21 protein-coding genes are annotated in these 20602 nt (G+C 59.8%); 11 read left to right on the forward strand and 10 right to left on the reverse strand.

Annotated features, from left to right (window positions below):
* Nucleotides 1-30: 30 nt before the first annotated feature.
* The 3 genes from rpe (at nucleotide 31) to trpE (ending at nucleotide 3070) form a co-directional block, all read left to right on the forward strand.
* Nucleotides 31-705 carry a ribulose-phosphate 3-epimerase gene (gene rpe / locus HBJ59_RS17105; protein ID WP_008434441.1) on the forward strand — a complete coding sequence of 225 codons (675 nt, stop codon included), beginning with the start codon at nucleotides 31-33 and terminating at the stop codon, nucleotides 703-705.
* Nucleotides 702-1520, forward strand: a complete 819-nt coding sequence (locus HBJ59_RS17110) for a phosphoglycolate phosphatase (protein ID WP_076017908.1) — start codon at nucleotides 702-704, stop codon at nucleotides 1518-1520. Before rpe ends, HBJ59_RS17110 begins: the two co-directional genes overlap by 4 nt.
* 68 nt (nucleotides 1521-1588) lie before the next feature.
* The gene (gene trpE, locus HBJ59_RS17115) at nucleotides 1589-3070 is read left to right on the forward strand and encodes an anthranilate synthase component I (protein ID WP_076017909.1); all 1482 of its coding nucleotides are present in this window, start codon (nucleotides 1589-1591) and stop codon (nucleotides 3068-3070) included.
* A 129-nt stretch (nucleotides 3071-3199) separates the two neighbouring features.
* Here the strand turns inward: trpE and estP are convergent, their stop codons facing one another.
* Nucleotides 3200-5122, reverse strand: coding sequence for an esterase EstP (gene estP / locus HBJ59_RS17120; protein WP_167664190.1), 1923 nt, complete (start codon nucleotides 5120-5122; stop codon nucleotides 3200-3202).
* Nucleotides 5123-5534: 412 nt separating this feature from the next.
* Between estP and HBJ59_RS17125 the strand changes: the two genes are divergently transcribed.
* The 4 genes from HBJ59_RS17125 to HBJ59_RS17140 are packed head-to-tail and all read left to right on the forward strand — an operon-like array spanning nucleotide 5535 to nucleotide 8718.
* Nucleotides 5535-6128, forward strand: coding sequence for an aminodeoxychorismate/anthranilate synthase component II (locus HBJ59_RS17125; RefSeq protein WP_076017911.1), 594 nt, complete (start codon nucleotides 5535-5537; stop codon nucleotides 6126-6128).
* A 9-nt stretch (nucleotides 6129-6137) separates the two neighbouring features.
* The gene (gene trpD, locus HBJ59_RS17130) at nucleotides 6138-7187 is read left to right on the forward strand and encodes an anthranilate phosphoribosyltransferase (RefSeq protein WP_076017912.1); all 1050 of its coding nucleotides are present in this window, start codon (nucleotides 6138-6140) and stop codon (nucleotides 7185-7187) included.
* Nucleotides 7184-8020: an indole-3-glycerol phosphate synthase TrpC gene (trpC, locus tag HBJ59_RS17135; RefSeq protein WP_167664191.1), complete on the forward strand. Its 837-nt coding sequence runs from the start codon at nucleotides 7184-7186 to the stop codon at nucleotides 8018-8020. Before trpD ends, trpC begins: the two co-directional genes overlap by 4 nt.
* 2 nt (nucleotides 8021-8022) lie before the next feature.
* A complete protein-coding gene (locus HBJ59_RS17140; protein WP_167664192.1) occupies nucleotides 8023-8718 on the forward strand; it encodes a lipoate--protein ligase family protein in 696 nt (231 codons plus the stop codon).
* Here HBJ59_RS17140 and crp read toward each other — a convergent pair.
* Complete coding sequence (gene crp / locus HBJ59_RS17145; protein ID WP_017476332.1) at nucleotides 8715-9359, reverse strand: cAMP-activated global transcriptional regulator CRP; 645 nt, start codon at nucleotides 9357-9359, stop codon at nucleotides 8715-8717. The genes HBJ59_RS17140 and crp overlap by 4 nt on opposite strands.
* A 250-nt stretch (nucleotides 9360-9609) precedes the next feature.
* Between crp and HBJ59_RS17150 the strand changes: the two genes are divergently transcribed.
* Nucleotides 9610-10032: an OsmC family protein gene (locus HBJ59_RS17150; RefSeq protein ID WP_003194686.1), complete on the forward strand. Its 423-nt coding sequence runs from the start codon at nucleotides 9610-9612 to the stop codon at nucleotides 10030-10032.
* 65 nt (nucleotides 10033-10097) lie between these two features.
* Here the strand turns inward: HBJ59_RS17150 and coq7 are convergent, their stop codons facing one another.
* The 6 genes from coq7 to hemJ form a co-directional block, all read right to left on the reverse strand.
* Nucleotides 10098-10745, reverse strand: a complete 648-nt coding sequence (gene coq7, locus HBJ59_RS17155; protein WP_076017915.1) for a 2-polyprenyl-3-methyl-6-methoxy-1,4-benzoquinone monooxygenase — start codon at nucleotides 10743-10745, stop codon at nucleotides 10098-10100.
* A gap of 180 nt (nucleotides 10746-10925) precedes the next feature.
* Nucleotides 10926-11264, reverse strand: a complete 339-nt coding sequence (locus HBJ59_RS17160; protein WP_003210943.1) for a histidine triad nucleotide-binding protein — start codon at nucleotides 11262-11264, stop codon at nucleotides 10926-10928.
* A 46-nt stretch (nucleotides 11265-11310) separates the two neighbouring features.
* On the reverse strand, nucleotides 11311-12099 hold the full coding sequence (locus tag HBJ59_RS17165) for an SDR family oxidoreductase (protein ID WP_010167219.1): 789 nt from the start codon (nucleotides 12097-12099) through the stop codon (nucleotides 11311-11313).
* Nucleotides 12100-12161: 62 nt separating this feature from the next.
* Nucleotides 12162-13127, reverse strand: coding sequence for a DUF805 domain-containing protein (locus tag HBJ59_RS17170; RefSeq protein WP_167664193.1), 966 nt, complete (start codon nucleotides 13125-13127; stop codon nucleotides 12162-12164).
* A 63-nt stretch (nucleotides 13128-13190) separates the two neighbouring features.
* On the reverse strand, nucleotides 13191-14159 hold the full coding sequence (locus HBJ59_RS17175) for a nitronate monooxygenase family protein (RefSeq protein WP_076017917.1): 969 nt from the start codon (nucleotides 14157-14159) through the stop codon (nucleotides 13191-13193).
* A gap of 24 nt (nucleotides 14160-14183) precedes the next feature.
* Complete coding sequence (gene hemJ, locus HBJ59_RS17180) at nucleotides 14184-14612, reverse strand: protoporphyrinogen oxidase HemJ (RefSeq protein WP_017476328.1); 429 nt, start codon at nucleotides 14610-14612, stop codon at nucleotides 14184-14186.
* A 136-nt stretch (nucleotides 14613-14748) separates the two neighbouring features.
* Between hemJ and argC the strand changes: the two genes are divergently transcribed.
* Nucleotides 14749-15783 (forward strand): N-acetyl-gamma-glutamyl-phosphate reductase, encoded by a 1035-nt coding sequence (gene argC, locus HBJ59_RS17185; RefSeq protein ID WP_167664194.1) that lies wholly within the window; start codon nucleotides 14749-14751, stop codon nucleotides 15781-15783.
* Between the two features lie 162 nt (nucleotides 15784-15945).
* A complete protein-coding gene (erpA, locus tag HBJ59_RS17190) occupies nucleotides 15946-16296 on the forward strand; it encodes an iron-sulfur cluster insertion protein ErpA (protein WP_003176443.1) in 351 nt (116 codons plus the stop codon).
* A gap of 66 nt (nucleotides 16297-16362) precedes the next feature.
* Here the strand turns inward: erpA and HBJ59_RS17195 are convergent, their stop codons facing one another.
* On the reverse strand, nucleotides 16363-17454 hold the full coding sequence (locus tag HBJ59_RS17195) for an anhydro-N-acetylmuramic acid kinase (RefSeq protein ID WP_167664195.1): 1092 nt from the start codon (nucleotides 17452-17454) through the stop codon (nucleotides 16363-16365).
* A gap of 3 nt (nucleotides 17455-17457) precedes the next feature.
* Nucleotides 17458-18870, reverse strand: a complete 1413-nt coding sequence (locus tag HBJ59_RS17200) for a peptidoglycan DD-metalloendopeptidase family protein (RefSeq protein ID WP_167664196.1) — start codon at nucleotides 18868-18870, stop codon at nucleotides 17458-17460.
* Between the two features lie 211 nt (nucleotides 18871-19081).
* Here HBJ59_RS17200 and tyrS point away from each other — a divergent pair, with 211 nt between their 5' ends.
* Nucleotides 19082-20281, forward strand: a complete 1200-nt coding sequence (gene tyrS, locus HBJ59_RS17205; protein WP_063026809.1) for a tyrosine--tRNA ligase — start codon at nucleotides 19082-19084, stop codon at nucleotides 20279-20281.
* Nucleotides 20282-20602: the final 321 nt, after the last annotated feature.

Raw genomic sequence — 20602 nt, forward strand, 5'->3', positions numbered from 1 at the left:
CATCGTGATTTAGCTCAAAAAAGGTGCGTCATGCAGCCCTTCGTCATTGCTCCATCGATTCTCTCCGCCGACTTCGCCCGCCTGGGCGAGGAAGTGGACAACGTGTTGGCCGCCGGTGCCGACTTCGTTCACTTCGATGTCATGGACAACCACTATGTGCCGAACCTGACCATTGGTCCGATGGTCTGCGCCGCCTTGCGTAAATACGGCGTGACCGCGCCTATCGACGCGCACTTGATGGTCAGCCCGGTGGACCGCATCGTCGGTGACTTCATCGAAGCCGGTGCGACCTACATCACCTTCCACCCGGAAGCCACGCTGCACGTGGACCGCACCCTGCAACTGATCCGCGAGGGCGGTTGCAAGGCAGGCCTGGTGTTCAATCCGGCCACTCCGCTGAGCGTGCTTGAGTACGTGATGGACAAGGTCGACATGGTCCTGTTGATGAGCGTCAACCCGGGCTTCGGCGGGCAGAAGTTCATCCCCGGTACCCTCAACAAGCTGCGCGAAGCGCGGGCGCTGATCGACGCCTCGGGCCGTGATATCCGCCTGGAGATCGACGGTGGCGTCAACGTCAACAACATCCGCGAAATCGCTGCGGCCGGTGCCGACACCTTTGTGGCCGGCTCGGCGATCTTCAATGCCCCGGACTATCAGGAAGTGATCGCCAAGATGCGTGCAGAACTGGCGCTGGCGCGCCCATGAGCGGCTTTGAGCAGCTGTTCCCCGGCAAACTGCCACGGCTGGTGATGTTCGATCTGGACGGTACGTTGATCGATTCGGTGCCGGACCTGGCGGCCGCCGTGGACGACATGCTGCTCAAGCTCGGTCGCAAGCCGGCGGGCATCGAGTCGGTGCGCGAGTGGGTTGGCAACGGCGCGCAGATGCTGGTGCGCCGGGCCTTGGCCAACAACATCGAGGCCGAGGGTGTCGACGATGTGGAAGCCGAGCATGCGCTTGAGTTGTTCAACGTGGCCTATGAAAACGGCCACGAGCTGACCGTGGTTTATCCCGGCGTGCGCGACACCCTGAAATGGCTGCACAAGCAGGGAGTGGAAATGGCCCTGATCACCAACAAGCCGGAGCGCTTCGTCGCGCCGCTGTTGGACCAGATGAAGATCGGCCGGTATTTCCGCTGGATCATCGGTGGCGATACCTTGCCGCAGAAGAAACCCGACCCGGCCGCACTGTTTTTCGTGATGAAAATGGCCAATATCCCGGCGTCTCAATCGCTGTTTGTCGGCGATTCGCGCAGTGATGTGCTGGCGGCGAAAGCGGCGGGAGTCAAGTGCGTGGCCTTGAGTTACGGCTATAACCATGGCCGGCCGATTGCCGAAGAATCCCCGGCGCTGGTGATTGATGACCTGCGCCTGTTAATCCCCGGTTGCTTGGGAGCGGGCGCTGAGATAACGTTGCCCGACGCTGTTCCATCCCCTTCTGGAAATCCCATCGTGGTGGTCACTCGCAAACTCTGGATGAAAGTCATCAAGGCCCTGGCCCGCTGGCGTTGGCGCGCCTGACTGATCCTCGCCGCGCTGCGGCACGTTTGCACACCTGACCGTTAGACCCTCAAGCCACGAGGCACCTCATGATCCGCGAAGAATTCCTGCGTTTGGCCGCTGCCGGCTACAACCGTATTCCCATGGCCTGCGAAACCCTGGCCGACTTCGACACCCCGCTGTCGATCTACCTGAAGCTGGCCGACGAGCCCAACTCCTATCTGCTGGAGTCGGTGCAGGGCGGCGAGAAATGGGGCCGTTATTCGATCATTGGCCTGCCGTGCCGTACGGTGCTGCGTGTACATGACCACCATGTGAGCATCACCCTGGACAGCGTCGAGATCGAAAGCCACGACGTTGAAGACCCGCTGGCCTTCGTCGAAGCATTCAAGGCGCGCTACAACGTGCCAACCATCGCGGGGCTGCCGCGTTTCAACGGCGGCCTGGTGGGTTACTTCGGCTACGACTGCGTGCGCTACGTGGAAAAACGCCTGGGCAAATCCCCGAACCCTGATCCATTGGGCGTGCCGGACATTCTGCTGATGGTTTCCGACGCGGTGGTGGTGTTCGACAACCTCGCCGGCAAGATGCACGCGATTGTGCTGGCCGATCCTTCCCAGGCCGACGCGTTCGAGCAAGGCCAGGCCAGTCTCGAAGCGTTGCTGGAAAAGCTGCGCCAGCCGATCACTCCGCGTCGTGGCCTGGACCTCAGCCGTCCACCGGCGGCTGATCCGGTGTTCCGCTCCAGCTTTACCCAGGATGACTACGAGCGTGCTGTCGATACCATCAAGGAATACATCCTTGCCGGTGACTGCATGCAGGTGGTGCCGTCGCAACGCATGTCCATCGACTTCAAGGCCGCGCCCATCGATTTGTACCGGGCGCTGCGTTGTTTCAACCCGACGCCGTACATGTACTTCTTCAACTTTGGCGACTTCCACGTGGTGGGCAGTTCGCCGGAAGTGCTGGTGCGGGTCGAAGACAACCTGATCACCGTGCGCCCGATTGCCGGCACGCGCCCGCGTGGTGCCACCGAAGAAGCGGACTTGGCTCTTGAGCTGGACCTGCTGAGCGACGACAAGGAAATCGCCGAGCACTTGATGCTGATCGACCTGGGCCGCAACGACACCGGGCGTGTGTCGGAAATCGGTTCGGTGAAGCTCACCGAGAAGATGGTGATCGAGCGTTATTCCAACGTGATGCACATCGTGTCCAACGTCACCGGCGAGCTGAAGGCCGGATTGACCGCGATGGATGCACTGCGGGCGATCCTGCCGGCGGGCACCTTGTCGGGCGCGCCGAAGATTCGTGCGATGGAAATCATCGACGAGCTGGAGCCGGTCAAGCGGGGTGTGTATGGCGGTGCGGTGGGGTATTTCGCCTGGAACGGCAATATGGACACTGCGATCGCGATCCGTACGGCGGTGATCAAGGACGGCGAACTGCATGTGCAGGCAGGCGGCGGGATCGTGGCCGACTCGGTGCCGGCGCTGGAATGGGAAGAGACGCTGAACAAGCGCCGCGCGATGTTCCGTGCGGTGGCGTTGGCTGAGCAGACCCCGCAGGGCTAAATACCGCGAACCTTGTAGGAGCGAGCTTGCTCGCGAAGGACTCATAGGCGCCGCGCGCATTCAGGATGGGCGCGTCATCGTTAACGACCTTCGCGAGCAAGCTCGCTCCTACAGTTATTTTTTGCGTAATCAGAAATCCACGCTCACCCCGACACTCACCCCCTGCTGGGTAAAGTTGTCATCCTTCCTCACGTTATAGGCCGCATTCAGCGCCAGGTCCTTGGTCACCTTGTGGCTAATCCCCAGGTTCAAGCGATCCGAATTACTGCGTGGCGTGTAGCCGTCCAGTTTGAAATCGATCCCCGGCACGCTGTTGAGTGACATGCCCACCCGCTGCGTATCGTTTTCAAACTCGTGCTCATGGGCCACTTCGCCAAACACCAGGGTTTGCGGAGTGAAGCGGTAGTTGGCTTGTAATCCGATTCCCAGGCGCTTGGAGTCGCGCTGTTGGTCATCAAAGGTCAGCGCGGTGGAACGGGCATCTTTCTCCGAATAACCATTCACCTCGACCCGAGAGTAATCGGCGCTGATGAAGGGCGAGAAGTGCCATTCGCTATTCGGCTCGGCGATGTCATACCCCACGCGCGCGCTCAAGGCCCATAGCCAGCCGTCAGTGTCGCCTTTCTCGGTGCCTTCGCTGATTCCCAGGGCGAACTTGCGCTTGAGGTTGTCGAAGTCCAGTTTGCCGCCGGTCAACGCGGCGTCGGCCCACCAGTGATCTTCCTGATACTGGGCGAACACGGTGCCCAGGTAGCTGTTGAGCTTGTAGTCCGAATCGCTGGCGCCGGCCTCAAGGCTCTGGCGATAGAAGCCTGCTGCCACACCCACGCGCCAGGCCTCGTTGAGTCGGTAGCTGCCGCCTATGTTCAGGTTGTAGCCGCTGCCGTCACCGCTGGCTGAACTGCTTTGATCATCGAAGTCCAGGTGCTGGCCGCCGGCGGCGACGATCGCTCGCCATTGGCCCACGGCCTGCCAGTTACCCGAGTCGGCTTGCCATTGGTTACGCAATTCATCCTGATGGGCGCGCAAGGTGCCCTGGGCCATTTCCGGGAGCAGGGTTATTTCCCAAGGGGCGGCGAGCAGCGAGTAGGCGTAGTCGGCGATCAGTTGCTGGCCGGCCTCGGTCGGGTGGACGGTGTCGTTGTAAATCAGCTTGGTAGGGTCTGGGTTGGTACCGCCGACGCCATACACGGGGTTCCGGCAGGTGGTGCCGCTGAAGCAGGTCTGGTTGAGGTTCTGGTTGGTGGCAAAGCCAAAGCGCCCGGGGTCGGCGAAGGTTTCCTTGAGCAGCAACGGAATGTTCAGCGGGATGATTTGCGCATCGATTTGCGACAGACGCTGCACCAGAGTCTGGTTGAACACGCCGGCCAACGCGCTGACCGTCCCTTGGAGCGGCGTGCCATTGACGGCAGGTGTCAGGCCCAGGTCCGGCAGCATCCACACCATTACATATCGGGCGCCAGCCTGTTGCAGAGCCTCGGCGCTGTTGGCCAGGCGACCGGCTGCGGCCGAGGCTTGACCGGGGCTGAGGACCAGGCCGTCGAGGAAGTCATTGCCTCCGCCGGAGAGAAAGTACAACGCGTTGGGGTCGGCTCGGCCGCCCGTGGATGCCAGGTATCCGGGGCGCGTACGCAACACCTGCCCGGTGTCGCTATCGGTGACGGTGGAGTTGCCGGTGATGGCATCGGAGATCTGCTGGGTGGTGTATCCGCCGACGGCCCAGTTGTTACCGTCTGCCTGGCCTTGCGCGGCGCGCTGCGGCGAGGTGGATGCGTTCAGGTCGCCTGCCGCCACTCCCAGCTTGCCGCCCAATAATGTCGAGGAAATCAGCGAAGTGCTTTCGCCGCTGCCGTCGAAGTACTGCGGGCCGGTGCGGTTGGTGAAGCGATAGGTTGAGCCCGGTGCCCCAGGGTCGGCGAATGTCCCGGCATCGGCCAGGCTGTCGCCGAATACGATCATGGTCGAGTAGGGCGACGGCGCGGCGAACGCTTGGGAGCAAGCCAGGGTTAGTAGGCAGCCGACGAGTGGAGCGAAATAAGGGGTCTTGGTCATGAGTCCGTCCATGCTTTTGTTTTTTTATCAGCACTGTGACTGTAGCGACCTTCCAAGGGTTCTGAAAAAATTGACGCCAATTATCGGTCGGGCACTTACCCCCGTATTTGCGGCGCCATATTGCACCGCTGGCGAGGCTACGTTACTGTGCTTGGACGTATGAATGAGACCCTCCCCGTGTTGATCATCAGCAAACTCTTGATGCGAGTAGTCAAGGCACACGCCCGTTGGCGTTGGCGCGCCTAACTTTTCTCTACCGGCCACGCCGGACCTGTACCGATTTGCCTTCTTCACCCTTTGTTCGACGCCCCTTGCCGGCCAACCCCGGCAACCGGAAAGTGCGTCTGGCAGCGGGTCACTCCCTTGGAAGGCCGTCATTAGAAGTCAGTGAATTCAAGAGGTTTTAACCCACATGTTGCTGATGATTGATAACTACGACTCCTTTACCTACAACGTTGTGCAGTACCTGGGCGAGCTCGGCGCCGAGGTCAAGGTAGTGCGCAACGACGAATTGAGCGTGGCGCAAATAGCCGCGTTGAACCCTGAACGCATCGTCGTTTCCCCAGGCCCGTGCACGCCGACCGAAGCCGGCATCTCCCTCGAAGCCATCAAATATTTCGCCGGCAAGCTACCGATCCTGGGCGTTTGCCTGGGCCATCAGTCCATCGGCCAGGCGTTCGGCGGCGACGTAGTTCGCGCCCGCCAGGTGATGCACGGCAAGACCAGCCCGGTGTTCCACAAGGACCAGGGCGTATTCCACGGTTTGAACCTGCCGGTGACGGTAACCCGCTACCACTCGCTGGTGGTCAAGCGTGAAACCCTGCCCGAATGCCTTGAGCTGACGGCCTGGACCCAACTGGAAGACGGCTCCGTCGACGAGATCATGGGCCTGCGTCACAAAACACTGAACGTCGAAGGGGTGCAATTTCACCCGGAATCGATTTTGACCGAGCAGGGCTACGAGCTGTTCGCTAACTTTCTCAAGCAGAGCGGCGGCACGCGCTAAGGACTTTTCATGGATATCAAGACTGCCCTGAGCCGTATCGTCGGCCATCTGGACCTGAGCACCGCTGAAATGAGCGATGTGATGCGCGAGATCATGACCGGTCAATGCACCGACGCACAGATTGGCGCGTTCATGATGGCAATGCGCATGAAGAGCGAGAGCATCGACGAAATCGTCGGCGCCGTGTCGGTGATGCGTGAGCTGGCCGACAAGGTCGAACTCAAGACCCTCGATGGTGTGGTCGACGTGGTCGGCACCGGCGGCGACGGTGCGAACATTTTCAACGTGTCGACGGCGGCATCCTTTGTAGTGGCAGCTGCTGGCTGCACCGTGGCCAAACACGGTAACCGCGCGGTGTCGGGTAAAAGCGGCAGTGCCGATTTGCTGGAGGCCGCAGGTATCTACCTCAACCTGACCCCGGTACAAGTGGCGCGTTGCATCGATAACGTCGGCATCGGCTTCATGTTCGCCCAGTCTCATCACGGCGCGATGAAGCACGCCGCCGGTCCGCGCAAGGACTTGGGCCTGCGCACCCTGTTCAACATGCTCGGCCCGCTTACGAATCCGGCCGGTGTGAAGCATCAGGTGGTGGGCGTGTTCAGCCAGGCGCTGTGCCGGCCATTGGCCGAAGTCTTGCAACGCCTGGGCAGCAAGCACGTGCTGGTGGTGCACTCCAAGGACGGCCTGGACGAGTTCAGCCTGGCCGCACCGACCTTCGTGGCGGAGCTGAAGGATGACCAGGTCACCGAATATTGGGTCGAGCCTGAAGACCTCGGCATGAAAAGCCAGAGCCTGCACGGCCTGGCGGTGGAAAGCCCGGCGGCCTCCCTTGAATTGATTCGCGATGCCCTGGGGCGTCGCAAGACCGAAAACGGCCAGAAAGCCGCAGAAATGATTGTGCTCAATGCCGGTGCGGCGCTGTATGCCGCGGATCACGCCTACAGTCTTAAAGAGGGGGTTGCCCTCGCTCATGATGCATTGCATACCGGGCTGGCGCGCGAAAAGCTCGAAGAACTGGGTGCGTTTACTGCGGTGTTCAAAGTGGAGAATGAAGGATGAGTGTTCCGACCGTTCTGGAGAAAATCCTGGCTCGCAAGGCGCAAGAAGTCGCTGAGCGCCGCGCCCGGGTCAGCCTGGCTGAGCTGGAAGGCCTGGCTAAAACCGCCGATGCACCGCGTGGGTTTGCCAATGCGCTGATCAAGCAGGCCAAGGAAAAACAGCCGGCCGTTATTGCTGAAATCAAAAAGGCTTCGCCGAGCAAGGGCGTGATTCGCGAGATCTTCATCCCTGAAGACATTGCCAAAAGCTACGAGAAGGGCGGCGCGACGTGCCTCTCGGTGTTGACCGATATCGACTTCTTCCAGGGCTCCGACCTGTACCTGCAGCAAGCGCGTGCCGCGTGCTCGCTGCCGGTGATCCGCAAGGACTTCATGGTCGACCCCTACCAGATCGTCGAAGCCCGTGCGTTGGGCGCCGATTGCGTGCTGTTGATCGTCTCCGCACTGGATGACGTGAAGATGGCCGAGCTGGCGGCCGTGGCCAAAAGTGTTGGCCTCGACGTGCTGGTGGAAGTGCACGACGGTGATGAACTGGAACGCGCGTTGAAAACCCTCGACACACCGTTGGTGGGCGTCAACAACCGCAACCTGCACACGTTTGAAGTCAGCCTGGAAAACACCCTCGACCTGTTGCCGCGTATCCCGCGTGACCGGTTGGTGATTACCGAAAGTGGCATCGTCAATCGTGCCGATGTTGAACTGATGGAAATCAGCGGCGTGTACTCGTTCCTCGTCGGCGAAACCTTCATGCGTGCCGAGAACCCGGGGGCTGAATTGCAGCGCCTGTTCTTCCCGGAGCGTGGCGTCGCCGTCAGCGGTTCGACCCTGGATTGATGATGACCCAGCCGGTGGCGATGACGGTCGAGGCAGGCCTTAAGGCCGAGCAGGATTTGCTCGCCGCTGTCTGCGCGGGTGAGCAGTCGTTCGGTCTGCTGTTCTGGCAGCCCAGCGATCAAGCGTTGGTGATGCCCCGTCGTTTGAGCCGCCTTCCGGCATTCGAGACCGCCAGTCAGGTGTCGGCAGATGCCGGTTGGCCGGTGCTGCTGCGGGAAACCGGCGGTGAGCCGGTTCCGCAATCGGCAGCCACGGTCAATATCGCGCTGGTCTACGCGCCACCGCGCAGTGAAGGTGACCAGGGCCGCATCGAAACCGGCTACCAGCGTTTGTGCCAGCCGATTTGCGACCTGCTTATCGAGCTGGGTGGCAATGCATCGGTGGGCGAGATTGACGGAGCCTTTTGCGACGGTCGCTACAACGTCAACCTGGATGGCCGCAAAATGGTCGGCACTGCCCAGCGCTGGCGCCAGAGTGGCGGGCGCCCGGTGGGGTTGGTGCATGGTGCGTTGTTGCTGGATGATGATCGCGTCGAGTTGATCGCCGCGGTCAATCGCTTCAATGAAGCGTGTGGTCTGGAACAGCGGGTGCGCGCCGAAAGCCACATCGCCCTGCACGAAGCCTTTGCTGCGCCAGACGCGATTGCCCGGCTCGACACGTTATACCACCAGATGCTCGCGAGCTTCCTCCCGGGTTAACGGGTACCGAAGACCACCATGGTCTTGCCTTTGACATGCACCAGGTTGCGTTCTTCCAGGTCCTTGAGCACCCGGCCAACCATTTCCCTCGAGCAACCGACGATACGCCCGATCTCCTGACGGGTGATCTTGATCTGCATCCCGTCGGGATGGGTCATGGCATCCGGCTGCTTGCACAGTTCCAGCAGGCAGCGGGCAACCCGGCCGGTGACGTCGAAAAAAGCCAGGTCGCCGACTTTGCGCGTGGTGTCTCTCAGGCGCTGGGCAATCTGGCCGCTTAAGGCATACAGAATGTCGGGATCCTGTTGGGCCAGTTCGCGAAACTTCGCATAGCTGATCTCGGCGACTTCGCATTCGACCTTGGCCCGCACCCAGGCGCTGCGCTCCTGTTCCTTGCCCGCTTGCTCGAAAAGTCCGAGCTCGCCGAAGAAATCTCCGGTATTGAGGTAGGCGATGATCATTTCGCGGCCATCGTCATCCTCGATCAGGATGGTGACTGAGCCTTTGATAATGAAGAACAGGGTTTCCGAACGCTCGCCCGCGCAGATGATGTTGTGCTTGGCCGGATGACGCCGGCGCTGACAATGCATCAACAGTTTGTCGAGGTTTTTGATTTTGGGTGTGGGAGTAATAGCAACCATGGTTGTATCCCGAAAAGACTGCACGGTGTTGTTGAGCTTGTTTTTTTGGTCAGCGCGATCAACGGTTGAGTTATGTCACCCAATGGATGGCAATGCGCCATTGATTTGGCGCCAGCTTAACAGACACATTCTGACTCCATTAGGGAATTTACCCCGTAATCGCTGCTGATGATCGCTTTCATGGGAAACGCTGAGGTCCCAAGGCCCTGTGCTAAGCTGGCTACCCTTTTTTAGCAGTGGAGTCTGGGCGATGAAGGCACGCATCCAATGGGCGGGCGAAGCCATGTTCCTCGGTGAGTCGGGCAGTGGCCATGTTGTGGTCATGGACGGCCCGCCGGAGGCCGGTGGCCGCAACCTGGGCGTACGCCCGATGGAAATGCTCCTGCTCGGTGTAGGCGGTTGCAGCAATTTCGACGTGGTCAGCATCCTGAAGAAATCCCGCCAGGCGGTGGAAAGCTGCGAAGCGTTCCTGGAAGCTGAGCGTGCGACCGAAGACCCGAAGGTGTTTACCAAGATCCACATGCACTTTGTCGTCAAGGGCCGGGCGCTGAAAGAAGCCCAGGTCAAGCGTGCCATCGAGCTGTCGGCTGAGAAGTATTGCTCGGCCTCGATCATGCTGGGCGCTGCGGGTGTTGTCATCACTCATGACTACGAGATCATTGAGCTGGGCTGATCGTTGATGGGCAGGCAAAAAAAAGGGCGCTTAAAAAGCGCCCTTTTTTGCGTTATGCGGGACTGTCAGATGCGGTAAGTGCTCTTGGTCATGACCTTGGCCAACAGGCTCATGCCAAACTTCACCGGAGCCGGGAAGCGGAAGCCGCCCGCGTCCAGCGCGCTTTCGGCGTGATGTTCTTCATCAATGCGCATCTGCTCAAGAATCGCCCGGGACTTTTCGTCTTCAGCCGGCAGTTGCTCAAGGTGTTCATTGAGGTGCTTGCACACCTGATGCTCGGTGGCCGCTACAAAACCCAGGCTGACTTTGTCGCTGATCAGCCCGGCCACCGCGCCAATACCAAACGATAAGCCGTAGAACAGCGGGTTCAGCACGCTTGGGTGGCTGTTCAACTGGCGGATACGTTGCTCGCACCAGGCCAGGTGGTCGATTTCTTCTTCGGCGGCGTGTTCCATCGCGGCGCGCACTTGCGGCAACTTTGCGGTCAGGGCCTGGCCTTGGTACAGCGCCTGGGCACAGACTTCACCGGTATGGTTGATGCGCATCAGGCCGGCGACGTGGCGGGTGTCGGTCTCGCTCATCTGTGCTTCGGGCTGCACGATGGCGGGCGACGGACGGTGCGGTTGGCCACTGAATGGCAACAGCGTGCGCATGGCCGTGTCGGCTTGCAGCAACAGGCGATCAATCGGCGAGTAGTGACGTTGGGTAGTCATGCTGACCTCCGGGAAGAATCTCGGCGGCCAGTTTACCGCAAGAGAGGGGGAAGCGTTTGCGCTGGGTCAAATTGCTTGTGTGGCGAGGGAGCTTGCTCCCGCTGGAGCACGCAGCGCTCCCGGTTTTGTGCGGCCGCTACGCGACCGAGCGGGAGTAAGCTCCCTCGCCACAGGTAGTGCTCAGCCCGGCGGCCAGTTCATCTGGCGCTGACCCAGCACGTGCATATGGATGTGATAAACGGTTTGCCCGCCGTCTTCATTGCAGTTCATCACCACACGGAAGCCCTTTTCGCAGCCTTGCTCAACCGCCAGGCGTTGGGCGGTGAACAGGATATGCCCGGCCAGTGCCTTGTCTTCCTCGGTGAGGTCGTTAAGGGTGCGGATCGGCTTTTTCGGGATCACCAGGAAATGCACCGGAGCCATTGGCGCGATGTCGTGGAACGCCAGGACCTGGTCATCCTCGTAGATGATCTTCGCGGGTATTTCTCTGTTGATGATCTTGGTGAACAGAGTATCCACAGCTGTTTCTCCATTGTGAAAGTGCAGGGTGAGTGTACTCAGGCGATCAGCGCGGGCAATAGGCCTTGTTGATCGCGCCGGCGATTTTGCGGGTCAGCCAGCGCGGGCTCAGGCGCGGGCTGAACGCCAGCCAGCGATTACGTCGGCCGGGAATGATGATGGCTTTGTTCTTGGCCAGGGCGCGCACGGTGTAGAGCGCGACTTCTTCCGGGCTCATCAGCTGTTGGCTGCGGTCCAGCTTGGCGGTGTCCATTTGCGCGGTGCCGAAGAACGCGGTACGGGTCGGGCCCGGGCAGAGCACGGAAACCTTGATGCCGCAGGTCTTCAGTTCCTCGCGCAAACCTTCGGAGAAGTGCAGCACGTAAGCCTTGCTGGCGTAGTAGGTGCTCATCCACGGCCCCGGCTGGAAGGCCGCCACCGACGCGACGTTGAGAATCTGCCCGCCGCCGTGCAGGGCCATGGCATTGCCGAGTGCATGGCACATGCGGGTCAGGGCCAGGATGTTGACTTCCATCAGGTCCTGTTCGGTCATCCAGTCCTGTGCCAGGAACGGGCCGCTGGTGCCGATGCCGGCGCAATTGACCAGCAGGTCGATCTGCCGCTCGCCTTCCTCAAGCTCCAGCAGGAACCCCGACAGCCGCAAGGGTTCACCGAGGTCGCAGGCACGGAACAGCACTTCGACGCCGAAGCGTTGAGTCAATTCGATTGCAATGCTTTCCAACTGATCACGCTGGCGGGCCACCAGAATCAAGCTGCGGCCGCGACGGGCCAGTGCTTCGGCCAAGGCCAGGCCGATGCCGCTGGAGGCACCGGTGATCAGAGCGTAACGGGTCATGCGTTTCTCCATCGCAACGCTACCGGGCCTGTGACAGAGGCGTCACAGGCGTCGGGCGTTTTTCACTGTTGCGTAGAGTCTACAGGTTCGGCTGTGTCGTCAGCACTTTGCACGTCGACTTCATCGACGGTGGTGGCCTGGTCGCTGTCGTCATCGGAGTTGATGGAGCTGCTTTCGTAGCTGCCGCCTACGTCGCTTTCCAGTTGGTCCAGGTAGCCGCTCATGCCCACTAGCACTGCGCCGGCAAAGACCAAAGGAATGAATGCCAGCCACAGGGCGGACAGGATTTTTACCGCGGTAGAGTTGCGCGGTGGTGGCGCGCCGTACTGGTTGGCGCCGGTGTTGCCTGGGAGAACCATCAGCAGAATCGGGAAGATGCTGCCTACGAAGGGCACCAAGTGCAGGAACCACAGCCAGCCGGACCAGCCCAGGTCATGCAGGCGCTGCACGGTGATCTGCACGCTGACCCACACAGCGGCCACGAGCAGCGCAATCCCCACCAGGAAGCCAATGACCATGGCAATCGTCGGAGACACCGCGGCGATGCCCAGCCCGACAGTGAAGAACGCGCCTGAGATAAGGAGCATCACCACGCTCAACACCAGTGTCCACGCCAGGAAGCGCAGGCGTCCGATACGCCCGTTGACGGTGAACACTTTAAGGGTGGAAAACTCCGGCAGGTTCTCGCCGACGGCTGCCCGGGGCGGGGCGTAAGGCGAAGCGGCGGGGCGGGTGTAATCAGTGGAGCTGCCGGAGTCCGTTTCGTGTGTTTCGGCAAGGCTGAAGGCGACGGGCTGCTCTTCTTCTATGCGCGCATCGACCCCGGCGTTTTTCAGCGCTTGCAGATAGGTCTCTGCATCGGCGCGAGAAAGGTCACGCTTCAGGGCGACCGGGCGGCCGGTAAAGAGTTTTTCGATCGCTTCAACGTCGCTTTTGAACAGTTCGGCGAGATTCAGCTTGGCGGTGGTGCTCTCGACACCCGGGAGCAATGCGCCATCAAACACAATCTTGAAACGGTTGTCGCTCATGCGGGCATCCTTGTCACTTGAATGGGGGAAGCCTGCTTTGATCAGCAGGCGTTACATCGCGGGTCAGCGTGGCCAGCGTGCCGGCAGTTGTGCCGCGTGCTCGAGCGCCTTGCGGTATTCGGCATCCAGGCGGGCCACGAGTTCATCGACGCTGGGCAAATCATCAATCTCACCGACACCCTGGCCGGCGGACCACACGGTCTTCCAGGCTTTGGCTTCGTCGTTGAGTGGCTTGAGCTTGGAGCCGAAATTGACTTCGCCCTTGCCTTGCAGCGCGGCAAGGTCGAAACCGGCGTTTTCCAGGCTTTGGCGCATGAAGCTTGCGGGTACACCGGAGACGGCTGGAGTGTGCACGATGTCGGCGGCGCGCGATGTGAGCAGCATCTCTTTATAAGCATCCGGGGCGTGGCTTTCGGTGGTGCCGATAAAGCGGGTGCCGAAATAGGCCAGGTCGGCACCGAGCAACTGCGCCGCGAGGATCTCGTGGCCGTGGTTGAGGCAACCAGCGAGTAGCAGGGTCTTGTCGAAGAACTGACGGATTTCTGCAATCAGCGAGAACGGGCTCCAAGTGCCGGCGTGACCACCGGCGCCGGCTGCAACGGCGATCAAACCGTCGACGCCCGCCTCAGCGGCTTTCTCTGCATGGCGCCGGGTGGTGACATCGTGGAATACCAGGCCGCCGTAGCTGTGTACGGCGTCCACCAATTCTTTTACCGCGCCCAGGCTGGTGATGACGATCGGCACTTTGTGCTCGACGCAGATCGCCAGGTCAGCTTCCACGCGCGGATTGCTGTTGTGCACGATCAGGTTGACCGCATAGGGCGCCGGGTTGTCCAGCAGCGCCAGGCCCGCTTCGATCTCTTCCAGCCATGCCTTGAAACCGCTGCTTTCCCGTTGGTTGAGGGCAGGGAAGCTGCCGACGATTCCGTTACGGCAGCAGGCCAGAACCAGTTGCGGGTTGGAAATCAGAAACATCGGCGCAGCCACTACAGGCAGGCGCAGACTGTGTTCGAGCGAAGCGGGCAGCGACATTGGAAGTACCCCGAGTAATAGAGACTAGAACGGTTTAACCACGACCAAAATTACGATAGCCAGCAATATCAGAACTGGCACTTCATTGAACCAGCGATAAAAGACATGGCTGCGGGTGTTTTCGCCACGGGCAAAACGTTTTACCTGCGCGCCGCACATGTGGTGGTAGCCAATCAGCAGTACTACCAGAGTCAACTTGGCGTGAATCCACGCACCGGATTGAAAGATGGCGGGATTGAGGTAGATCAGCCAGCCGCCGAACACCAGGCTGGCAATCATCGCCGGCCCCATGATGCCGCGGTAGAGCTTACGCTCCATTACGCTGAAGCGTTCCTTGCTGACGGTGTCCTCGCTTTGGGCGTGGTAGACGAACAGGCGCGGAAGGTAGAACAGCGCGGCAAACCAGCAAACGATGCTGACGATATGGAAGGCTTTTACCCATAGATAAAGCATTTTTAGTTATTCCCAGGTTCACGGTAGCTGAAGATAGTAGTGGCTCAAGCGTATACACGTCACGTTGACGGTTGTCGCAGGACGATACGGACCCTATTATCGACGGCTTTCCAGTGGGTTCGTTGAGGGCAGGTTTATGGTCAAGGTCGGTATCGTCGGCGGCACGGGTTACACCGGTGTCGAATTGCTGCGTCTGTTGGCTCAGCATGCGCAAGCTGAGGTGGTGGTGATCACTTCCCGATCCGAGGCCGGCCTGGCTGTGGCCGACATGTATCCGAACCTGCGAGGCCACTACGACGGCCTGGCGTTCAGCGTGCCGGACATCAAGACCCTGGGTGCCTGTGATGTGGTGTTCTTCGCCACGCCCCACGGTGTTGCCCATGCCCTGGCGGGCGAGTTGCTGGCGGCGGGCACTAAGGTGATCGACTTGTCGGCCGACTTCCGCCTGCAGGACGCCGATGAGTGGGCAAAGTGGTACGGCCAGCCTCACGGTGCGCCGGAGTTGCTGGAAGAAGCGGTGTATGGCTTGCCGGAAGTCAATCGCGAGCAGATCAAGCAAGCGCGCCTGATCGCGGTACCGGGTTGCTATCCAACCGCTACGCAGTTGGGTTTCCTGCCATTGCTGGAAGCCGGGTTGGCGGACGCGTCGCGGCTGATTGCTGACTGCAAGTCGGGCGTCAGCGGTGCTGGCCGTGGGGCTGCTGTAGGCTCGCTTTACTCCGAGACGTCGGAAAGCATGAAAGCCTATGCGGTAAAAGGTCATCGTCACTTGCCGGAAATTCGCCAAGGGCTGCGTCGCGCTGCAGGTAAAGATGTCGGCCTGACGTTTGTGCCACACCTGACGCCGATGATCCGCGGGATCCACTCCACGTTGTATGCGACAGTCGTTGATCGTTCGGTGGACCTGCAGGCGCTGTTTGAAAAGCGTTATGCCAATGAGCCGTTCGTCGATGTGATGCCGGCGGGCAGCCACCCGGAAACCCGCAGTGTGCGTGGTGCCAATGTGTGCCGTATCGCGGTGCACCGTCCACAGGATGGTGACCTGGTAGTGGTGCTGTCGGTGATCGATAACCTGGTCAAGGGCGCCTCGGGCCAGGCTGTGCAGAACATGAACATCCTGTTTGGCCTGGATGAGAAGCTGGGCCTGTCCCACGCGGGCATGCTGCCGTAAGTTTTCTGCTGTCGCGCAAAGGCCCGTTGATCGGGCCTTTCGTGTTTTTAATGGCCGCTGCGCAGATTGATATACCGTAACAATAGTTGACCGCTTTTCTAGGAGAAGCGGATAATGCCCACCATCACGCATATGGCGGCGCTACGCCGGGAGATTATCAGCATGAGCGTTGAATCCTTCACCCCCACGGCTTTGCAATTCACCCACGGTGCTGCGCACAAGGTGAAGAGCCTGGTCGATGAAGAGGGTAATGATCGCTTGAAGCTGCGCGTATTTGTTACGGGCGGCGGTTGTTCAGGGTTTCAGTACGGTTTCACCTTCGATGAAGACGTGGCCGATGACGACACCATCGTTGAGCGCGAGGGCGTAAGCCTGGTCGTCGATCCGATGAGCTTCCAGTACCTGGCAGGAGCCGAGGTGGACTATCAGGAAGGTCTGGAAGGTTCGCGCTTCGTGATCAAAAACCCGAATGCCACTACTACCTGTGGTTGCGGGTCTTCGTTCTCGATCTGATCGAAAGCGGATGTAAAAACGCCGCTTGGCCTTGATAGGGTCAAGCGGCGTTTTGCTGTGTGGGATTCAGGCCGGGTAGATCGCGCCGAGTACGCGAAGGCCGCGGGCGCCGGTCACGCTGGGGCGATTGGCGGCGATGCCTTCGAGGCAGCAATGGGCCAGCCAAGCGAAGGCCATGGCCTCGACCCAGTCGGGGTCCACGCCGTAAGTGGCGGTGCTGCTGACTTGGGTGGCCGGGAGAAGTGCGCTGAGGCGGCTCATCAAGGTTGCGTTGTGGGCGCCGCCGCCGCAGACCAGCAGGGTTTCGGTCTGTGGTTGTGCGGTTTGCAGGGATTCGACGATGGTCAGGGCGGTCAGTTCAAGCAGCGTGGCTTGCACGTCTTGGGCAGCGAATGGCGGTAACCGTCCCAGGTGATGCTCGAGCCATCCCAGGTTGAAGACCTCGCGGCCAGTGCTTTTTGGCCCTTTGGTCACGAAGAACGGATCGCTGAGTAACGCCTTGAGGAGTTGGGGTTCAACTTTCCCGCTGGCAGCCCACTGGCCATCGCGGTCAAAGTTCTCGCCGCGCTGCTGGTGAATCCAGGCATCAAGCAGGACGTTGCCCGGGCCGCAGTCAAAGCCAGAGACCGGCTTGCCAGCCTCGATCAAGCTGAGATTGCTGAAACCGCCAACGTTCAGCACGGCGCGGTTGCCCGCCCGCTCACCAAACAATGCCTCATGAAAGGCGGGGACCAGCGGCGCGCCTTGGCCACCTGCGGCGACATCACGGCTGCGGAAATCACTGATGACGGTGATTCCGGTCAACTCGGTGAGCAGCGCCGGGTTGCCGATCTGCACGGTAAAGCCACGGGCCGGTTCGTGGCGAATGGTTTGGCCGTGGCTGCCAATCGCTCGAATGTCTTGGGCTTTGAGTTTCTGCTGATCCAGCAGGGCGTGAATGCCTTGGGCGGCAAGTGTCACCCAGTTGTGCTGGGCGATCGCCGAGCGGGCAATCTCGTCCGGGCCGCTGGCGCAAAGGCCGAGCAGCTCGGAACGCAGGGACTCAGGCATGGGGATGTAGTGAGTGGCGATCAGCTTGATCGCCGGCTTCAACTCGATCAGCGCGATGTCCAGGCCGTCAAGGCTGGTCCCGGACATCACACCTATATAGAGCGACATGGCTTAGCGTTTCGCCGAGGCCAGGAGGGTGGAGCGCTCCTGGTCCATGCGGGCCATGAGTGGCTGGCTCTGCTGCAGGAAGCGGGCGCGCTCGGCCTTGGCGATTGGATCAGCCATCGGCAGCTTTTGACCCAGTGGGTCGACGTGCACACCGTTGACCTGGAACTCGTAGTGCAGGTGCGGGCCGGTGGACAGGCCGGTGGTGCCGATATAGCCAATCACCTGGCCTTGCTTGACGTTGCCGCCAGTCTGGATGCCTTTGGCAAAACCTTGCATGTGGCCATACAGCGTTCGGTAGGTGTTGCCGTGCTGGATGATCACGGTGTTGCCGTAGCCGCCACGGCGACCTGCCAGCAATACCTTGCCGTCACCAGCAGCCTTGATCGGCGTGCCGCGTGGAGCTGCGTAGTCGACGCCTTTGTGAGCGCGAATTTTGTTCAGAATTGGATGCTTGCGACCCATCGAGAAACGCGAGCTAATACGGGCGAAGTCAACCGGAGTACGGATGAAAGCCTTGCGCATGCTGTTGCCGTCGGCGGTGTAGTAGCTGCTGTTGCCTTGTTTGTTGGTGTAGCGCACGGCGGTGTAGGTCTTGCCACGGTTAGTGAACCGCGCAGAAAGGATATTGCCGGTGCCGACGATCTTGCCGTTGGCGACCTTTTGCTCGTAGATCACGTCGAATTCGTCGCCCTGGCGAATGTCCTGAGCGAAGTCGATGTCGTAGCCAAACACGCTGGCCATGTCCATGGTCATGCTGTGGGACAAACCGGCGCGGGCGGCGGATTGCGACAGCGAGCTGTTGATCACACCGTGCACATAGGCGGAGCGCATCACTGGCTTGGTGGTGATGCGATTGAACGCAAAACCCTTGGCGCCCTTGGTCAGCGTGATGCTTTCCAGGTCGCTGACATTGCTGTGCAGGTTGTTCAGCTGGCCGTCGGGCGCCAGTTCAAATTCGAGTTTCTGCCCGTGCTTGAGCTGGGTGAACTGCTTGGCCTGCTTGTCGCTTGCCAGCACATCGTTGACCGTCGCGGCTGGGAGGCCGACCTTTTCGAACAGGGTCGAAAGGGTGTCGCCCTTGGCAACAATGACTTCCCGGTGTAGCGGATTCTTGGGGGCTTCTACCGCAGGCTTAGCCTGTGCGGTCTCTTTAGTGTCTTCAGCGCTGTCTTCGATCTGGGCAAACGGCGATTCTGCTGCGCCATTTGTGGCTTGCAGTGCGTCGGAAGCGTCTTGATCTTGTGTCAGTTGCTCAACCGGACTTTCCAGGTCAAGGCTCAGTGTCGTTCGTTTGGCTTCTACATCGCTGGAAGGAAATACCAGGAGTGCCAGGCTCAGAAGGGCGGCGATCCCACTTGCGGCGAGCAGGTGGGTCTTCGGGTAAAGCGGCGGCGCTTTAGACGGTTCTGTGGTCATAAGTAATTTTGACTTTGAAAAGATGAATTGGAAAAGATGAATGACATGATGAAGATGAAATAACTGTATAAAATATAACCAAATCATCTGTGGCGCAAGCTTGCGAACGCTGGGCTTGCTGAACGGTGTCCGTGCGCAGGGCAAAACTTGTAATTAGTCCCTGATCTTGTATGGTTGGTTCCCTTTTGAATCTGAGCCTTGCGGGTCTGTTATGAAGTCGGTTGAAGAGCAGCTAGCGCTGATCAAACGTGGTGCGGAAGAACTGTTGGTCGAAGCTGAGCTGATCGAAAAGCTCAAGCGTGGCCAGCCCCTGCGTATTAAGGCCGGCTTTGATCCGACAGCGCCGGATCTGCACCTTGGGCATACGGTGCTTATTAATAAGCTGCGCCAGTTCCAAGAGCTGGGGCATCAGGTGATCTTCCTTATAGGTGACTTCACCGGGATGATCGGCGATCCGAGCGGCAAGAGCGCTACGCGTCCGCCGCTGACCCGTGAGCAGGTTCTCGATAATGCCGAGACCTACAAAACCCAAGTCTTCAAGATTCTCGATCCGGCCAAGACCGAGGTGGCGTTCAACTCCACCTGGATGGATCAGATGGGGCCGGCGGACTTCATTCGTCTGACGTCCCAATACACCGTTGCTCGCATGCTCGAGCGCGATGACTTCGATAAGCGCTACTCCACCAATCAGCCGATCGCGATCCACGAGTTCCTGTACCCGTTGGTCCAAGGGTATGACTCGGTGGCATTGCGTGCCGATGTCGAGTTGGGCGGTACCGATCAGAAGTTCAACCTGCTGATGGGGCGCGAGCTGCAGCGTGCGTATGGGCAAGAGGCTCAGTGCATTCTGACCATGCCTTTGCTGGAGGGGTTGGATGGCGTCAAGAAGATGTCCAAGTCCTTGGGTAACTACGTTGGTATCCAGGAGGCGCCGGGTGTGATGTACGGCAAGCTGGTTTCGATTCCGGATGCGCTGATGTGGCGTTACTTCGAGCTGCTGAGCTTCCGCTCGATGGATGAGATCAATGCATTGCGTGCCGAAGTGGAAGCTGGCGCGAATCCGCGGGACGTGAAGATCAAGCTGGCGGAAGAGATTGTTGCGCGCTTCCATGGTGAAGAGGCTGCTGCCAGCGCTCACCGTGCCGCGGGTAACCGCATGAAGGATGGCGAGCTGCCGGATGATCTGCCTGAGGTTGAATTGACTGCTGCCGAGGCGATGCCGATTGCTGCTGTCCTTAATAAGGCAGGCCTGGTGAAGAACTCGGCAGTGGCGCGCGACCTTCTGGGTTCCGGCGGTGTACGTATAGATGGTGAGGTTGTTGATCGCACCTTTATATACGAGCTGGGCGCGACGCACGTATGCCAGGCCGGCAAGAAGGCATTTGCGCGTATTACGCTTAAATCCGAATAAACCTGAAATTAACTGTTGACGGCGATTTATATCTGTCTATAATTCGCCCCACTTCCGGCGCAGTCGAAACGGAAAACTCCTTGGTAAACAAAGAGTTATGCAGGTTTCGACAGCGAGCTGCTTCAGATCATCGAAGCCCAGAAGGAGTTAGTAAGGCGGTGTTGTTTGGCCCTATTAACGGTTCGATCTTCTCGGTCGAAAGCGGAGAAAAAGAGGTGTTGACAGCAGCGTGTAACGCTGTAGAATTCGCCTCCCGCTAACGAGAGATCGGAAGCGCAAGTGGTTGAAGTTGCAAAGGAAACTTTGAAAGCTTCTTAAAAA

The organism is Pseudomonas sp. AN3A02 (assembly GCF_011765255.1).
Taxonomy (GTDB): Bacteria; Pseudomonadota; Gammaproteobacteria; order Pseudomonadales; family Pseudomonadaceae; genus Aquipseudomonas.

Coding starts and splice junctions, on each gene's coding strand:
- rpe (WP_008434441.1), top strand. CDS start 31: ATGCAGCCCTTCGTCATTGCTCCATCGATTCTCTCCGCCGACTTCGCC.
- HBJ59_RS17110 (WP_076017908.1), top strand. CDS start 702: ATGAGCGGCTTTGAGCAGCTGTTCCCCGGCAAACTGCCACGGCTGGTG.
- trpE (WP_076017909.1), top strand. CDS start 1,589: ATGATCCGCGAAGAATTCCTGCGTTTGGCCGCTGCCGGCTACAACCGT.
- estP (WP_167664190.1), bottom strand. CDS start 5,122: ATGACCAAGACCCCTTATTTCGCTCCACTCGTCGGCTGCCTACTAACC.
- HBJ59_RS17125 (WP_076017911.1), top strand. CDS start 5,535: ATGTTGCTGATGATTGATAACTACGACTCCTTTACCTACAACGTTGTG.
- trpD (WP_076017912.1), top strand. CDS start 6,138: ATGGATATCAAGACTGCCCTGAGCCGTATCGTCGGCCATCTGGACCTG.
- trpC (WP_167664191.1), top strand. CDS start 7,184: ATGAGTGTTCCGACCGTTCTGGAGAAAATCCTGGCTCGCAAGGCGCAA.
- HBJ59_RS17140 (WP_167664192.1), top strand. CDS start 8,023: ATGACCCAGCCGGTGGCGATGACGGTCGAGGCAGGCCTTAAGGCCGAG.
- crp (WP_017476332.1), bottom strand. CDS start 9,359: ATGGTTGCTATTACTCCCACACCCAAAATCAAAAACCTCGACAAACTG.
- HBJ59_RS17150 (WP_003194686.1), top strand. CDS start 9,610: ATGAAGGCACGCATCCAATGGGCGGGCGAAGCCATGTTCCTCGGTGAG.
- coq7 (WP_076017915.1), bottom strand. CDS start 10,745: ATGACTACCCAACGTCACTACTCGCCGATTGATCGCCTGTTGCTGCAA.
- HBJ59_RS17165 (WP_010167219.1), bottom strand. CDS start 12,099: ATGACCCGTTACGCTCTGATCACCGGTGCCTCCAGCGGCATCGGCCTG.
- HBJ59_RS17170 (WP_167664193.1), bottom strand. CDS start 13,127: ATGAGCGACAACCGTTTCAAGATTGTGTTTGATGGCGCATTGCTCCCG.
- HBJ59_RS17175 (WP_076017917.1), bottom strand. CDS start 14,159: ATGTCGCTGCCCGCTTCGCTCGAACACAGTCTGCGCCTGCCTGTAGTG.
- hemJ (WP_017476328.1), bottom strand. CDS start 14,612: ATGCTTTATCTATGGGTAAAAGCCTTCCATATCGTCAGCATCGTTTGC.
- argC (WP_167664194.1), top strand. CDS start 14,749: ATGGTCAAGGTCGGTATCGTCGGCGGCACGGGTTACACCGGTGTCGAA.
- erpA (WP_003176443.1), top strand. CDS start 15,946: ATGAGCGTTGAATCCTTCACCCCCACGGCTTTGCAATTCACCCACGGT.
- HBJ59_RS17195 (WP_167664195.1), bottom strand. CDS start 17,454: ATGTCGCTCTATATAGGTGTGATGTCCGGGACCAGCCTTGACGGCCTG.
- HBJ59_RS17200 (WP_167664196.1), bottom strand. CDS start 18,870: ATGACCACAGAACCGTCTAAAGCGCCGCCGCTTTACCCGAAGACCCAC.
- tyrS (WP_063026809.1), top strand. CDS start 19,082: ATGAAGTCGGTTGAAGAGCAGCTAGCGCTGATCAAACGTGGTGCGGAA.